Genomic DNA, 13,712 nt, shown 5'->3' on the forward strand with positions numbered 1-13,712 from the left:
AAAGTGGCAGGTGCTACCTTTAGGTTGCAGGACGAAACTTTTCGGCGGAGATGCCGTAGCGGCGGAGGAGCCTCTGGAAGCTGGGGCGTTCCAGACCGGCCAGCCGGGCCGCCTGGGAGACATTTCCCCCGGTGTGGCGCAGCAATCCCTCCAGGTACTGGCGGGCGAACTCGTCCATCACCTCCCTCTTGGCCTCGTGATAGGGACGGAGGTAGAAGGGACGGGCTTCCGGAGCCCCGGGCCTCAGGGAAAGCTTGAGGTCGCCGGGGGTAATGGTGTTCTCCCGGGCCAGAAGGACGGCCCTTTTCACCGCATTCTTGAGTTCGCGAACATTACCCCTCCAGGGTTGTGCCTTAAGGAACTCCAGGGCCTCCGGAGAGAAACGCAGTCCCGGTCGTCCGTATTCCCGGGCGTACTCCTCGAGAAAGTGTTCGGCCAGAAGCAGGACATCGTCCCCCCGTTCGCGAAGAGGGGGCACCCACAGGGTGACCTCGTTCAGGCGATAGTAAAGGTCCTCCCGGAAGCGTCCCTCGGCCATCTTTTTCTCTAGATCCTGATTGGTGGAGGCGATGACCCGCACATTAACTCTTCGACTCTGGGTGGACCCCAGAGGGCGGACCTCACCGTCCTGAAGCACACGCAGCAGTTTGACCTGAAGGGAGGGAGGCATGTCCCCGATTTCGTCCAGGAAGATGGTGGATCCGTCGGCCTCCTGAAATAGACCCGTCTTGTCCCGGTCGGCCCCGGTGAAGGCTCCCTTGACATAGCCGAAAAGTTCGCTCTCCAGGATGTTTTCCGGAATGGCCGCGCAGTTTACGGTCACCATCCTCCAGCTTCGACGGGGACTGAGGTGATGTATGGCCCTGGCGATGAGCTCCTTTCCGGTTCCGGACTCCCCGCGGATGAGCACCGTGGCGTTGGTGGGGGCCACCCTTTCCACCAGGCTCAAGAGCTCCCTCATGAGGGGGGACCGCCCGATAATACCCAGCTCCTCCCACCAGAAGTCGTCCTTGAGGGCTTTAAGGCGACGGTTTTCCCGGAGGAGAAGGCTCCGTTCCAGCGCCCTTTCCACCATATGGCGCAGGCGCTCCTTCTCAAACGGCTTGGTGATGAAGTCGTAGGCCCCCTTCTTTATGGCCTCCACCGCCCGCTCGATGGTCCCGTAGCCGGTCACGATGAGGACGGAGATGGTCTCGTCCCGCTCCCGGATCCTCGCGAGAAGCTCCAGCCCGTCCAGCCCGGGCATCTTGAGATCCGCCACCACCACCTCGGGCAGAAGACGCTGCACCTTCTCCCAGGCCTCCTCCCCGGAATAGGCCCGTTCGAAGCGCACCTCCGGAAGGCCCCGCAGAATCCTTTCCCAGAGAAGGACCATTTCCGGTTCGTCGTCCACCAGAAGTACGGTGGCCTCAGGCATCTTCACCCCCCAGGGGAAAGGTTATGCGGAAAAGGGTCTGGATCCCCAGGGCCCTATAGGGTCCCTCGGCGGGCGGGGGAGAGAGGACCCGGATGTCTCCCCCGTGATCCCTGACGATGCCGTACGAGACGAAAAGCCCCAGACCGGTGCCCTTCCCCGGGGGCTTGGTGGTGAAAAAGGGTTCAAAGATGCGGTCGCGGATTCCGGCGGGAACCCCGCAGCCGGTGTCCCCCACCTCGAGTATCACCTCCGCGGAGTCGGATCGGGTCCACACATGGATCTCGCCCGCATCCTCCAGGGCGTCCCGGGCGTTAATCAGAAGGTTCAGGAGGACCTCCCTCAGGCGCCCTTCCTCCCCGGAAATGAGGGGAAGATCTTCGGCGAGGTGCACCTCCAGCCTCACCCCGGACTTGCGATAGGTGGGCTCCAGCATCTCCACCACCTGGCGCACGATGGCATTCAGCGAAACGGGGACCTTCTCTCCCGCCGAGGAACGGGAAAAGAGAAGAAGATCCGCAATCAAGCGCTGACAGACCCTGACCTGTTCCTCGATCTTTTTCAGATCCTCCGCCGGGGGCCCTTCCTTGAGCTCCTCCCGAAGAAGCTGTGTGTATCCGTAAATGATCCCCAGAGGGGTGTTTATCTCGTGGGCGATCCCCGCGGCCAGCTGTCCCACCGCGGCCATCTTCTCCGAATGGATCATGCGTCTGGTCATTTCCTTAAAGGCGGTCAGATCCTTCATGATGCCCTGGCACCCCAGCCGACACCCCTCCGCATAATCAATGGAATCGGAAGTAATGATAACAAATCGCCTGTCCCCGTCGCGGGTCCGAATTTCGGTCTCGAAGTTGTGAATGCGCCCCTCCCGGCACAGTTCCTCCCTGTAGCGTTCCCAGTCCTCCCTGAAGACGAAAAACTCGCCCAGGCTCTTTCCCAGGACTTCCTCCTTGTGGGCAAAGCCCAGAAGGGCAAGACCGCTGGGGTTTATGTCGCGCAGGCGCCCCTCGGGATCGCAGAAAAAGATGGCGTCCCCGGAGGACTCGAAAAGCCTGCGAAACTTCTCCTCCGAAAGGGCGAGAGCCAGGGTTCGCTCCTCCACCTTTTCCTCGAGAGATTGAGAGAGCTCCCGCAGGCGTCGATTGGCCTCCTCGAGCTCCCGTTTGGTGCGACGGAGGTCCTTGGCCTCCCGTTCCAGCTGGGAAAACAGGGAGTAAACCGCCGGAAAAATAAGAGTAAGCATCGCCGCCCAGAAAATAAATACGGTATTGAGTGCCCCGGAAAAGGGAGCCAGGCTTCGCCACCAGGAAGCCCGGTTCGTCCACAGAAGAATCACATGGACAATATGTCCTAAACTGCGGGAAAGGGCGAAAGAGGCGAAGGAAAAAGACAATCCTAGAAGATAACCGAAAAAGATATTGCGCGGATTCCTTAACCAGAGATACAAGGACTCCCTTAACGCCAGAAAAGAAAAGAGAATCATCAGAAGCGCCCCGGTAAAATCTTCAAAAAAAATGGGATATAGCGGAAAGCGGAAACTCATACGGTCTTAATCAGAAGGGGCAAGCTTTTTGAAACTCCTTCAACGTTTTCCACAAAAAAAACATGGCCGGAACGCAAAAAAAATGGTCAAAGCGCAGGAAGTAATAAATCCAGACCCAGGGGGTAACAGCCCTCAGGTGGGAAGAAAAAGTTAACGCGTAATAAGATGAGGTTTTAAAACCAAAATGAAATTCCATGAAATGAACCACAGAAGTATCCAGATTCCACAAGAAAAAGAAAAGGAAGGCCAGCTTAAGGTAAAACCAGGTCTTACCGGAAACGCGCAGGTAGCGGGAAAACCAGTAGAAGATGAGGGCCAGGGAAAGCATGAAGTAGAAATGGCTGAAGAGGTGCACATAGAGGCCTTCCGGGTAGGGATGAATCTGGGTAGCCCGGGCCGGTGAAGAAATCAAGAAAGAAAAAAGGACGAAAAGGGAAACGACCGTTCCTTGCCGCACATTTTTAAGTTTAGGGGCCGGGGACAGAAGGTGTCAAGGTGCCGCGAAAGATGTGGTAAGAGAGGAAACGCCCTCCGGGAAGGGGGATCTTTCCCGAGGTCAGTTTAAGGAAGGCCGTAGATGGGGGAGAGGGGTGGCGCCCCACCCAGAGCACGGGGCGGCCTCCGAGGTGGGAGGGAAGGCCCCAGAGGTGATACTGAGAGCGGGGAGGATTCAGTACGGGAAACTGATAGACCCGCGGGTGATCCGGAAGGTAAAAGGCCAGTTCCGAGGCGAAGTAACGGTTGTCGGTCAGGATGACCTCCCCCGGACGGCGATACTTCCTGACCACGGAGGCGAGTTCCTTCCATCCGTAGAAGCGAAAGAGCAGACCGGCCAGGGGGCGGGGAAACTTTTCCGGAAAACGCGGAAGCTGATAGACGAGGGCCGTGCCCAGGAAGGCCAGGAGGAGTCCCAGGGCATAGAGTCCCCGAAGGATGCGGGGCCATCGGGTGCCGCGCAGGGAAAAGATCACCCCGGCGGCAAGCCCCAGACCGGCCACGAAAAAGGGCATGGGCCAGTTGGCGTTCACCCTCCGGAAAAAGGAAAGGGGAAGAACCGCAAGATACGGCCAGGCCGAAAGGGCCCAGAGGTAAGTGAGACGCGGTTCGGCGCGCCAGTTCCTCCGCCGGAGCATTTCCAGGGACACCCACAGGAAAAGCCCGAAAAGAAGGGGGGTGAACACCCCGGCCTGTTCCGCCAGAAAGCGGAGGGGCCCTGCGGGATTCAGGCCCTGTTCCCGGAAGTGGTGCTCGGTGTGCCTGAGCGTGATCCACTGATGGGTGGCCATCCAGTAGAGGTTGGGGGCCCAGAGGACGAGGGCCACCACCAGAGCCAACCAGGGCCCGGGGGTGCGGAGCAATTCCCGCCGGAAGGCCAGCAGCCACAGGCCGTAAAAAAATCCGAAGGCCAGCATGGTTTGCTTCGTGAGAAGCCCCAGGCCGCAGAAAATTCCGAGAGATAGCCAGTGAAACCGGCGATTTTTCTCCGCGGCCAGCCAGCCCCAGTAAAGGGCCGCGGTCCAGAAGAAGAGAAGCGGGGGGTCTATGGTCATGAGGAGACCGAACACGGTGAAGATGGGGACCAGGGCCGCGGCAAAGAGAGCCCAGCGGGCGGGAAGCCGGCCAAAAAGACGATGGGTAAGACGATAAAAGATCACCAGGAAGCCCAGACCGCATAACACCGCGGGCACCCGCACCGCATACTCTGACACCCCCAGGAACCGGGTGAAAGCCGCAATCAGCCAGGCCACCATCGGAGGTTTGCTGTAGTATCCCCAGGAAAGTTCCCGGGACCAGTCCCAGTAGTAGGCCTCGTCCGGGGAGAGCTGGAGGGAAATCTCCCGGACAAATCCCAGCCTGAAGGCCAGGATGATCAGAAGGAAAAGGCCCTCGATGGAAAAAAGGAGGTCTAGGAGCCCTTTTTCGTGGTCCTTCGTCGCCAAAGCATCCCTCCCGCGAATCCCGCAAGTCCTCCGAAGGCCCAGCCGAAGAGGACATCCTCGGGAAAGTGCGCCCCCAGATAGACCCTGGAGACTCCCACCAGAAGGGTGAAGGCGCCCGTGGCCGGGGCCACCAGGGGATCGGCCAGGGAGAGGGCCACCGCCGCCGCCGCGGTGTTGGTGGCGTGACAGGAGGGGAATCCGTAGTGTTCGGCGGAAAGGGGCCGTTTCGTGATCCGGAATCGCCCGCCCTTAAAGACGCGCACCCCGGAGAGCGCGGCGTAGGGACGCGGATGCGCGAAAAAGGGTTTAAGGAGTCGGGCGCAGGCGAAGTCCACCACGAGCACCACCGCCAGCGCCACCACCACGGCCTCCATCCCCGACCGCCCCTTTCGCAGCACCACCACTCCCCCTGCCAGCACGAAAAAAATCCAGATCACCTCGGGTCGGCTCACCAGCACCATGAGCCGATCCACGGCGGGGCCCAGGTCGCGATTCAGGAGATGGAAAAGAGCGCTCAAATCTTGATACCTGCCTCCTCGGCGTCGCGGAGGAAACGCTCAAGCCCCACATCCGTGAGCGGGTGCCGGAACATCTGCTTTATGACCTTGTAGGGGATGGTGGCAATGTCCACCCCCAGCTCGGCACACCGGCGCACATGATCCACATGGCGTATGCTCGCGGCAATGATCTCGGTCTCCACTCCGTAAACCTCGTAAATGTTCACCACCTCCTCAATCACCGAAAGGCCGTCATAGCCGATGTCGTCGATGCGGCCGATGAAGGGCGAAACATAGGTGGCCCCCACCTTGGCCGCAAGAAGGGCCTGAAGGGGGGAAAAGACCAGGGTGACATTGGTCTTTATGCCCTCGGCCGTGAGGGTCCTTACGGCCTTAATGCCCTCCTCGGTACAGGGGATCTTGATCACGGCGTTATCCCCCAGCCTGGCCAGCTCCCGGGCCTCCCGGATCATGCCCCCGGCGTCCGTGGCTACCACCTCCACGGAAACCGGAAGCCCCTCGCATTCTTTAAGGATTTCGCTTACGGCCTCCTTCCAGGGTCGCCCGGTCTTTTTGACCAGCGAGGGGTTGGTGGTCACCCCGTCGAGAATCCCCAGGGCCTTGATCTCCCGGATCTCGTTTATGTCCGCGGTGTCAATAAAGATCTTCATCCGCTACCTCCTTCCGAGTTTTAACCTCAGGGCCTGGAGTTTTATAAAGCCCTCGGCGTCCTTCTGATCGTAGCCCCCGGCCTCGTCGAAGCTCGCCAGTTCCCGGCGATATAGACTCACCGGGGACTTCCGCCCCACCACCATGACATTTCCTTTGTAGAGCTTGAGGCGCACCGTGCCGGTGACACTTTTCTGGGTTTCCTCGATGAAGGCCCTAAGGGCCTCCATCTCCGGGGAGAACCAGAAACCGTAATAGATAAGCTCCGCGAACTTCGGCACCAGGGAGTCCCGCAGGTGCATGACCTCCCGATCCATGGTGAGGTGCTCGAGGGCCCGGTGGGCCACCTGGAGGATGGTTCCCCCAGGGGTCTCGTAAATGCCGCGGCTCTTGAGCCCCACGAACCGGTTCTCCACCATGTCCACCCGGCCCACCCCGTGCCGACCCCCGATCTCGTTGACCCGGAGGAGAAGCTCCACAGGGCCGAGTTTCTCCCCGTTTATCGCCACCGGCACCCCCCTCTCGAACTCGATCTCCACATACTCCGGCTCGTCCGGGGCCCGCTCCGGGGAGACGGTCATCCGGAACATGTCCTCCGGGGGCTCCGCCCAGGGATCCTCCAGGATCCCTCCCTCGTAACTTATGTGAAAGAGATTGGCGTCGATGCTGTAGGGCTTTTCCCGGGTGACCGGAACGGGGATACCATGCTCCTCGGCAAACCGGATGAGGTCCTCCCGACCCTGGAACTCCCACTCCCGCCAGGGGGCGATGACCTTGAGGTCCGGGGCCAGGGCCGCGTAGGTGAGCTCGAAACGGACCTGATCGTTTCCCTTGCCGGTGGCCCCGTGGGCCACGGCGTCGGCCCCCACCTCCCGGGCCACCCGAACCTGCTCGCGGGCAATGAGCGGCCGGGCCAGCGAGGTCCCCATGAGATACCAGCCCTCGTAGGCGGCGTTGGCCTTGAGGGCCGTGAAGACGAACTCCGAAACGAATTCCTCCCGCAGATCCCGGATCACGATGTCCTCGGCCCCCACGGAAAGGGCCCTGCGGCGCACCTCCTCCCAGTCCTCCTCCTGGCCCACATCCGCACAGAAGGCCACCACCGGGCACCGGTACTTCTCGATGAGCCATTTGAGGATTACCGAGGTGTCCAGGCCTCCGGAGTAGGCCAGCACGATCTTTTCGGGCATCCCAGGACCTCCCTGAAAAAACCTTTTTCAAGCATAGCCCGTTTTCGGGAACTATTCACCCCCTTTTCCTGTTCCATTCTCTCATGATCTTCGGCGAGGCCACCTCTCGCGTTGGGGGCTTCGCCCCAGCCACCCTAGTGCCGACAACTCCGGAGAAGATCCCTTCAAAATTATCTGAAATTCATTCTCAATAAATAAAAATTTGTAATACATGAACCCGTCTTGAGCCCCGATTTAACCTCTTGACAAGGCGAAAAGACTTTGTAGTATTTTAGTGCAAAAGATTTTCAATAACTAAAGGGAGGTGACGGCCATGGGTGAAGTAAGGATAACTGACCTGAAGTCCGGAGAGAGAGGCAGGGTTAGCGGTTGGGTCGAGGAAGTAGAGGGAGGAGGAAGAGGATGGGGAAGGAGAAGAGGGCGAGGTTGCGAATGCGGTCGAGGGAGGGGATGGGGGCGGAGACTTTTTGAGGTACTGGGATTGCGGCCCGGACAGGAGGTGGAGGTACTGGAAAACCGGGGTTGTGGCCCGGTGGTCCTGAGGGTGGGGGAGAGCCGGTTCGTGCTGGGCCGGGGGCAGGCCGCTCGCATCCTGGTAGAACGAGCGGAGGAGCGGTCATGAGGCTCTCCGAGGTCCCCCCGGGCACCAGAGTAAGGATTGTAAGACTCGGCGGCGGTTCCCCGGCCCTCCGCCGGCGACTCATGGACATGGGAGTCCTTTCCGGAGAGCCGGTTTCCGTGGAGCGGGTGGCTCCTCTGGGGGATCCCCTGGAGATCCGTATCCGGGGCTACCGGCTCTCCCTCCGCAGGGAGGAGGCGGAAAAAATCCTGGTGGAGGTACTCTCATGAAAGAGGAGATAGTGGTAGCGGTGGCCGGAAATCCCAACACCGGGAAGACCACCTTCGTGAACGCCCTGGCCGGAACCAGACTCCGCGTGGGCAACTGGCCCGGGGTTACGGTGGAAAAGAAGGAGGCGCGGATGGAGGTTGACGGGGCAAAAGTGCGACTGGTGGATCTTCCCGGAACCTATAGCCTGAGCCCTTTCAGTCTGGAGGAGCTTATCGCCCGGGATTTTCTGGTGAAGGAAAGACCGGATGTGGTGCTGAACATCGTGGACGCCACCAATCTCGAGCGAAATCTCTACCTCACCCTGCAGTTACTGGAAACCGGAAGACCGGTGGTACTGGTGCTCAATATGATGGACGAGGCCCAAAAAAAGGGATGGAAGATTGCCGCGGAGAGACTGGAGGAAGCACTCGGGATCCCGGTGGTTCCCGCCGTGGCCGTGAGGGGCGAGGGAGTACAGGAAGCCCTCCGCGTGGCCTTAAAGGTAGCCCGGAAGGAGGTGAGGGTTAACGGAGTTCCGCGTTACGGAGAGGAGGTGGAAAGGGCTATAGCGGAGCTTGAGGGATGGTTAAGCCGGGAGGCGAGCCACCTTCTGGATCGTTATCCGGGGCGCTGGGTAGCCTCAAGCTGCTGGAGGAGGATGAAAAGGTAATGAAGGAGACCGGGATCTCCGCCCTTCCGGATCTTCCGGGGCTAAGACACCTGCGTTCGGCTCACGGCGATCTCGGCCAGGTTCTGGCCGAGACCCGGTACGGGTTGGCGGCCGGAGTGGTGCGGGAGTGCGCCCGCAGGGAGGCCCCCCGACCGGATCTTTCGGAGAAGCTGGATCGGATATTCCTGCATCGCTACCTGGGACTTCCCGTCTTTCTGGGAGCTATGTGGCTACTTTTCAAACTGGCCTTTGACCTTTCCGCACCCTTTGCGGACTGGCTCGACACCCTCATCTCCGGGGCCCTTACCGATACCCTGGCCTGGGTTCTCTCCGGGGTTTCGGCCCCGGAGTGGTTCCGATCCCTTGTGCTTGACGGAATAGTGGCCGGAGTGGGCACGGTGGCGGTCTTTCTTCCGGTAATCTTCGCCATGATGTTTCTCATCACCTTTCTTGAGGGAAGCGGATACCTGGCCCGGGCCGCCTTCGTAATGGATCGGGCCATGCATACCGTTGGACTTCACGGCAAGAGTTTCATCCCGCTTCTTCTCGGCTTCGGGTGCAATGTGCCTGCGGTCTATGCCACGCGGGTTCTCGATTCCAGAAGGGATCGGGTGCTTACGGCCTTTCTGGCTCCCCTCATGTCGTGTGGAGCACGACTTCCCGTGTATGTTCTATTTGCGGGAGCCCTTTTCGGGTCACACACCGGAACGATAATCTGGTCTCTTTACATCCTGGGAATCGGTGCCGCCTTGGTGCTGGGAATTATTCTCCAGAAAACCTTATTCCGGGAGGAAAGTTCCCTTTTTGTTATGGAATTACCTCCCTATCGGCTGCCCAGAGCCAGATACCTACTCACTCATACTTGGGAAAAGACACGCCACTTTGCCGTAAAGGCCGGAACCTATATCCTGATCGCTTCCATCCTGGTGTGGCTTCTGCTGCACATGCCTCCCAACACACGGTCCCTGAAGGACTCTTATCTCGGACGGCTGAGTGAAAAAGTGGCTCCGGTATTAGAACCTCTGGGATTCGGGAGATGGGAGGCCGCAGCTTCCCTGCTTACCGGTGTAATAGCTAAAGAGGTGGTGGTAAGTACTCTGGGCCAGATCTACGGCCCGAAGCAAACACCGGAGGAGACAGAAAGCCCCCCTCAGGGATTTCCCATAAGGAGCTGGGGAGAGGTCCTCAGGGGATTGCCGGGGGCCTTTACGAAAGCCCTTCACAATCTTTTAGGCGGACTTTACCCCGTGAGTTTGAAACCGGAAGAGACGAGCTCTCCCCTCCTCTCCCGTATACGCAAGACTTACGATCCCCTTTCGGCTTACGCCTTCATGATCTTCGTCCTGCTCTACATGCCCTGCATGGTGGTGCTGGCGGCCTTCTACATGGAATTCCGCAGTCTCCGACTTACCGGGCTCATGGTGCTCTCCCATCTCCTCCTGGCTTACAGTCTGACTTTCTCCCTGTATCAAACAGGAAAATTCTTGGGATACGGAGGTTAAGGATGAGCGGTACGGATGTGGTCTTCGGACTCATCGTGACGGTGAGTCTGTGGGTTCTGATGCGAAAGATATGGCGGCTCTTTCAGGACGAAAGCCCCTGCTGCCATTGTCCCGACCAAAACTGCCCGGCCAGTAGATCTTCAAAAATTTCTCAAAAATTTTTTTACCTTTTTACTGCAAAAGAGAATCAACAAAATTAAAGGAGGTGCAAGATGGAATGGATAAAAGGCAAGATTCTGTTGATGACCATGGCCTTGACGGTAATTTTCGGGGTGGGTTTTACGGGAGAGGTTTTGGCCCTCTCTCCGGAGGTGGAGGAGCTGAAGAGGATGCTCCGGCAGGTGATGGAGGAGAACCGGAGGCTTGCCGAGCGGGTCTCGGAGCTTGAGCGCAGGCTTGCGGCCTACGAGAGGGAGCGCAGTCCGGTGGCGGAGACCGCGGCCACCGGGGCCGAGAGACCTTGGTACGAGAGGGTGGAGGTGGGGCTTTCGGTGGCCGGTCTGGTGCAGGGGGTGGTGGGCGTGGACAGGGAGGCGGCCAACCTTCACGCCCACGGCGGACGGGAGCCGGCCGGGAACATAGGGCCGGTCATAACCGACGAGGACAAGGCCTACGGGGCGGCGGCGGTGGATCTGGAGCTTTCCGCGGAATTTTCGGAAAGGGATAGGGCCTATGTGCTCCTTGAGATGGGCTCGGGTAAGAATCCGGACTCCGAGGTGCCGTCGTTTTCGGGGATCGTGGACGAGGCCCTTTCCATGGTGCCGGTGGAGACCGAGGACGGGGATGTGCGGGTGAGCGAGGCCTGGTACGAGAGGGAGTGGGCCTTCGGGAGCGGGAGGTTCAGGTTCCGGTTCGGGAAGATCGACATCACCACGGAGGTGGACCAGAACGCCTACGCCAACGACGAGAACGGGCAGTTCATGAGTCCGGTCTTCGTGAACAACGCCGCGGTGGAGTGGGCCTCCTACAGCTTCGGGATGGTGGCCAGTTACGAGACGGAGAGGTGGGCCCTTACCCTGGGCTACGAGGACGCGGATTCGAGCTGGGACAACCTCTTTGACTATCCCTTTCTGGTGGGGCAGCTTGCGGTAAGCACTGAATTTCTGGGTCGGCCGGGAAATTATCGGTTCTATGTGTGGTATCAGGGGGAGAAGCACCTCGAGTGGGACGAGCTTGAGGACTATTTTGCCTCCGGTGGGGCCCGGAGCCCGGAAAACGACAAGGCGGCCTGGGGATTCGGGTTGTCCTTTGATCAGGAGGTGGCCGAGGGCGTGGGGGTGTTTTTGCGCTACGGATGGCGGGGTGGAGATCTTGCGGGCTACTGGAACGGGGATCTTACGGATCTGGACTTTTCCTACGGGTTTGAGCAGGCGGCGAGCGCAGGAATATCGGTTTCCGGAAGGTTATGGGGACGCGAGGGGGACGAGCTGGGGCTTGGTGTGGCCTGGTTCGGGATTTCGGACGATTACGAGGACTACTGGGAGGCGAAGGGGGTATATGCGGCGCGGCTGGGGTTTGATCCGCACATGCACCGGCACGAGGCCCGGGACGAGTGGCACCTGGAGGTCTATTATCGTCTGAAGGCGGCGGAGCATCTGGCCCTGACCCCGGACCTTCAGTACACCTGGAACCCGGCCGGTCTTCGCGACGACGGCTTCTGGGTCTTCACCCTCCGGGGAGTGTGGGAGTACTGAGAGACCGAAAAAACTAACCCCGGTAAGGTCGCGGAAAAAAGAGAGTAAGCTCCGAATCTGGCTTATCCCCGGTTTCCGGTCAACCGGAAACCGGGGATGGAAGCCTTCCCATTTCTTTCGTTTTGTAGCATTATAGATTCGGACCATGGAAAAGGAAAGGTTAAAAGCAGCCCTTGCCGGGGATCTCCGGAGAATCGAAGAGGCACTTTCCGCGGTGCGGGCCTCGCAGGTCCCCTTCATAAACGAGGTCAGCCACTACATCCTCTTTGCCGGGGGAAAACGCCTGCGACCGCTCCTTACGGTGCTGTGCGCCAGGCTCTGCGGATACGAGGATCCGCGGATTTACGATCTGGCGGTGCTTTTCGAGTACCTGCACGCCGCCACCCTCCTTCACGACGATGTGGTGGACGGGGCGGAGTTTCGCCGGGGACGCCGGGCGGCGCACAACCTGTGGGGCAACCAGGCCACCATCCTGGTGGGAGACTACCTCTACGCCCGGGCCCTGCGCATCGCGGTGGAAAAGGGCAACTTCGAGGTCCTGAAGGTGGTTACCGAAACCACCCTCCTCATGAGCGAGGGGGAGGTGCTCCAGCTTCTAAATTGCGACAACACCGGACTTACCGAGGCGGAATACGAGGAGGTCATCTTCCGCAAGACCGCAGCCCTGATTTCAGCGGCCTGCGAGTGCGGGGGGATCATGGCCGGGGTCTCCGGGGAGGAACGGCGGCGGCTTCGGGACTTCGGGAGGCACCTGGGCCTGGCCTTCCAGATCACCGACGACCTTCTTGACTATGTGGGGGTCTCCGAAAAAACGGGAAAGGACCTCGGCACGGACTTCAAGGAGGGCAAGGTGACCCTGCCTCTGCTTTACGCCCTGCGAACCGCCTCCGATCCCGATCGTTCCCGTCTTCTGGCCCTGTTGCGCGACACCGATCCCACGCCGGAAGGGTTCCGGGAGGCCCGGGAGATCATCGCCCGCTGCGGAGGCTTCGATTATACCCGCAAAAAGGCCCGGGAAGAGGTGGACCGGGCCCTGGAAAACCTCCTTCACTTCCCCCCCAACCCCACCCGATACCTTCTTGAGGATCTCACGCGCTACATCCTGGAGAGACAGAAGTGAGACCGAAACTCCTGGTCTTTGACTGCGACGGGGTGCTCTTTGACTCGCGGGAGGCCAACCGCGCCTATTACGAAGACATCTGCCGCGCCCTAGGGCGAGGGCCTCTGAGTGAGGAGGAGCTTCACTATGTACACATGCACACCGCCGAGGAGTCCGTAAAATATCTCTTCCGGAATCACCCGGAAAAACTGCCCGCCGCCCTGGAATACCATAGGAACCTTCCCTACGAGAAGTTCCTGCGGTTCATGAGGATGGAGCCGGGGCTTAAGGAATTTCTGGAATGGGCCAGGCCCCGTTTCCGGCTGGCCATCTCCACCAACCGCACCACCACCATGGGTCGTCTGCTGGAGATCTACGGCCTTAAGGAGTACTTCGATCTGGTCATGACCGCACTCAGGAGCCCCAAACCGAAACCCCACCCGGAGGCCCTGACCGTGATTCTGAACCACTTCCGGGTAACCCCCTCGGAGGCCCTTTACATCGGAGACTCCGAGGTGGACCTTCGTCTCTGCCGGGCCGTAGGGGTGCCGCTCGTGGCCTACAGGAACCCTTCTCTTTCCGCGGACTATCATGTAAAAAGCTATCGGGAACTCCGGACCTTACTTTCCTTCCCCACCGAAAGGGAGTAAGCTTGGGGAAAGGGT

Annotated in this window: 15 protein-coding genes; 9 read left to right on the forward strand and 6 right to left on the reverse strand. The window is 59.8% G+C overall.

Going from position 1 to position 13,712, the window contains the following annotated elements:
* Positions 1 to 19: 19 nt before the first annotated feature.
* Complete coding sequence (locus K3767_RS01260) at positions 20 to 1,417, reverse strand: sigma-54 dependent transcriptional regulator (RefSeq protein ID WP_221171752.1); 1,398 nt, start codon at positions 1,415 to 1,417, stop codon at positions 20 to 22.
* Positions 1,410 to 2,897: an ATP-binding protein gene (locus K3767_RS01265; RefSeq protein ID WP_221171753.1), complete on the reverse strand. Its 1,488-nt coding sequence runs from the start codon at positions 2,895 to 2,897 to the stop codon at positions 1,410 to 1,412. Before K3767_RS01265 ends, K3767_RS01260 begins: the two co-directional genes overlap by 8 nt.
* 244 nt (positions 2,898 to 3,141) lie before the next feature.
* Between K3767_RS01265 and K3767_RS01270 the strand changes: the two genes are divergently transcribed.
* Positions 3,142 to 3,360, forward strand: coding sequence for a hypothetical protein (locus tag K3767_RS01270; RefSeq protein ID WP_221171754.1), 219 nt, complete (start codon positions 3,142 to 3,144; stop codon positions 3,358 to 3,360).
* 64 nt (positions 3,361 to 3,424) lie between these two features.
* Here K3767_RS01270 and K3767_RS01275 read toward each other — a convergent pair whose 3' ends face one another.
* Genes K3767_RS01275 through K3767_RS01290 form a run of 4 tightly spaced genes read right to left on the reverse strand, consistent with a single transcriptional unit; the run spans position 3,425 to position 7,253 of the window.
* A complete protein-coding gene (locus K3767_RS01275; RefSeq protein ID WP_221171755.1) occupies positions 3,425 to 4,897 on the reverse strand; it encodes a glycosyltransferase family 39 protein in 1,473 nt (490 codons plus the stop codon).
* On the reverse strand, positions 4,864 to 5,415 hold the full coding sequence (locus K3767_RS01280) for a phosphatase PAP2 family protein (RefSeq protein WP_221171756.1): 552 nt from the start codon (positions 5,413 to 5,415) through the stop codon (positions 4,864 to 4,866). The genes K3767_RS01275 and K3767_RS01280 overlap by 34 nt, the downstream gene beginning before the upstream one ends.
* Positions 5,412 to 6,065, reverse strand: coding sequence for a fructose-6-phosphate aldolase (fsa, locus tag K3767_RS01285; RefSeq protein WP_221171757.1), 654 nt, complete (start codon positions 6,063 to 6,065; stop codon positions 5,412 to 5,414). The genes K3767_RS01280 and fsa overlap by 4 nt, the downstream gene beginning before the upstream one ends.
* A 3-nt stretch (positions 6,066 to 6,068) precedes the next feature.
* Positions 6,069 to 7,253, reverse strand: a complete 1,185-nt coding sequence (locus K3767_RS01290) for an argininosuccinate synthase (RefSeq protein ID WP_221171758.1) — start codon at positions 7,251 to 7,253, stop codon at positions 6,069 to 6,071.
* 313 nt (positions 7,254 to 7,566) lie between these two features.
* Here K3767_RS01290 and K3767_RS01295 point away from each other — a divergent pair, with 313 nt between their 5' ends.
* The 8 genes from K3767_RS01295 to K3767_RS01330 all read left to right on the forward strand — a co-directional run bounded on the left by K3767_RS01295 (position 7,567) and on the right by K3767_RS01330 (position 13,697).
* Complete coding sequence (locus K3767_RS01295) at positions 7,567 to 7,875, forward strand: FeoA family protein (RefSeq protein ID WP_221171759.1); 309 nt, start codon at positions 7,567 to 7,569, stop codon at positions 7,873 to 7,875.
* The gene (locus K3767_RS01300) at positions 7,872 to 8,102 is read left to right on the forward strand and encodes a FeoA family protein (RefSeq protein WP_221171760.1); all 231 of its coding nucleotides are present in this window, start codon (positions 7,872 to 7,874) and stop codon (positions 8,100 to 8,102) included. Before K3767_RS01295 ends, K3767_RS01300 begins: the two co-directional genes overlap by 4 nt.
* Complete coding sequence (locus tag K3767_RS01305) at positions 8,099 to 8,752, forward strand: FeoB small GTPase domain-containing protein (protein ID WP_221171761.1); 654 nt, start codon at positions 8,099 to 8,101, stop codon at positions 8,750 to 8,752. The genes K3767_RS01300 and K3767_RS01305 overlap by 4 nt, the downstream gene beginning before the upstream one ends.
* Positions 8,665 to 10,254, forward strand: coding sequence for a ferrous iron transport protein B (feoB, locus tag K3767_RS01310; protein WP_221171762.1), 1,590 nt, complete (start codon positions 8,665 to 8,667; stop codon positions 10,252 to 10,254). The genes K3767_RS01305 and feoB overlap by 88 nt, the downstream gene beginning before the upstream one ends.
* Before the next feature lie 2 nt (positions 10,255 to 10,256).
* Positions 10,257 to 10,454: a hypothetical protein gene (locus tag K3767_RS01315; RefSeq protein ID WP_221171763.1), complete on the forward strand. Its 198-nt coding sequence runs from the start codon at positions 10,257 to 10,259 to the stop codon at positions 10,452 to 10,454.
* 12 nt (positions 10,455 to 10,466) lie between these two features.
* Positions 10,467 to 11,948 carry a carbohydrate porin gene (locus K3767_RS01320; RefSeq protein ID WP_221171764.1) on the forward strand — a complete coding sequence of 494 codons (1,482 nt, stop codon included), beginning with the start codon at positions 10,467 to 10,469 and terminating at the stop codon, positions 11,946 to 11,948.
* A gap of 145 nt (positions 11,949 to 12,093) precedes the next feature.
* Entirely contained in the window at positions 12,094 to 13,068 is a 975-nt protein-coding gene (locus K3767_RS01325; RefSeq protein ID WP_221171765.1) for a polyprenyl synthetase family protein, read from the forward strand.
* Positions 13,065 to 13,697: an HAD family hydrolase gene (locus K3767_RS01330; RefSeq protein ID WP_221171766.1), complete on the forward strand. Its 633-nt coding sequence runs from the start codon at positions 13,065 to 13,067 to the stop codon at positions 13,695 to 13,697. The genes K3767_RS01325 and K3767_RS01330 overlap by 4 nt, the downstream gene beginning before the upstream one ends.
* Positions 13,698 to 13,712 lie beyond the last annotated feature (15 nt).

Origin of the sequence: Thermosulfurimonas sp. F29 (genome assembly GCF_019688735.1) — a bacterium.
Classification (GTDB): Bacteria; Desulfobacterota; Thermodesulfobacteria; order Thermodesulfobacteriales; family Thermodesulfobacteriaceae; genus Thermosulfurimonas_A.

Coding starts and splice junctions, on each gene's coding strand:
- K3767_RS01260 (WP_221171752.1), bottom strand. CDS start 1,417: ATGCCTGAGGCCACCGTACTTCTGGTGGACGACGAACCGGAAATGGTC.
- K3767_RS01265 (WP_221171753.1), bottom strand. CDS start 2,897: ATGATTCTCTTTTCTTTTCTGGCGTTAAGGGAGTCCTTGTATCTCTGG.
- K3767_RS01270 (WP_221171754.1), top strand. CDS start 3,142: ATGAAATTCCATGAAATGAACCACAGAAGTATCCAGATTCCACAAGAA.
- fsa (WP_221171757.1), bottom strand. CDS start 6,065: ATGAAGATCTTTATTGACACCGCGGACATAAACGAGATCCGGGAGATC.
- K3767_RS01290 (WP_221171758.1), bottom strand. CDS start 7,253: ATGCCCGAAAAGATCGTGCTGGCCTACTCCGGAGGCCTGGACACCTCG.
- K3767_RS01295 (WP_221171759.1), top strand. CDS start 7,567: ATGGGTGAAGTAAGGATAACTGACCTGAAGTCCGGAGAGAGAGGCAGG.
- K3767_RS01300 (WP_221171760.1), top strand. CDS start 7,872: ATGAGGCTCTCCGAGGTCCCCCCGGGCACCAGAGTAAGGATTGTAAGA.
- K3767_RS01305 (WP_221171761.1), top strand. CDS start 8,099: ATGAAAGAGGAGATAGTGGTAGCGGTGGCCGGAAATCCCAACACCGGG.
- feoB (WP_221171762.1), top strand. CDS start 8,665: ATGGTTAAGCCGGGAGGCGAGCCACCTTCTGGATCGTTATCCGGGGCG.
- K3767_RS01315 (WP_221171763.1), top strand. CDS start 10,257: ATGAGCGGTACGGATGTGGTCTTCGGACTCATCGTGACGGTGAGTCTG.
- K3767_RS01320 (WP_221171764.1), top strand. CDS start 10,467: ATGGAATGGATAAAAGGCAAGATTCTGTTGATGACCATGGCCTTGACG.
- K3767_RS01325 (WP_221171765.1), top strand. CDS start 12,094: ATGGAAAAGGAAAGGTTAAAAGCAGCCCTTGCCGGGGATCTCCGGAGA.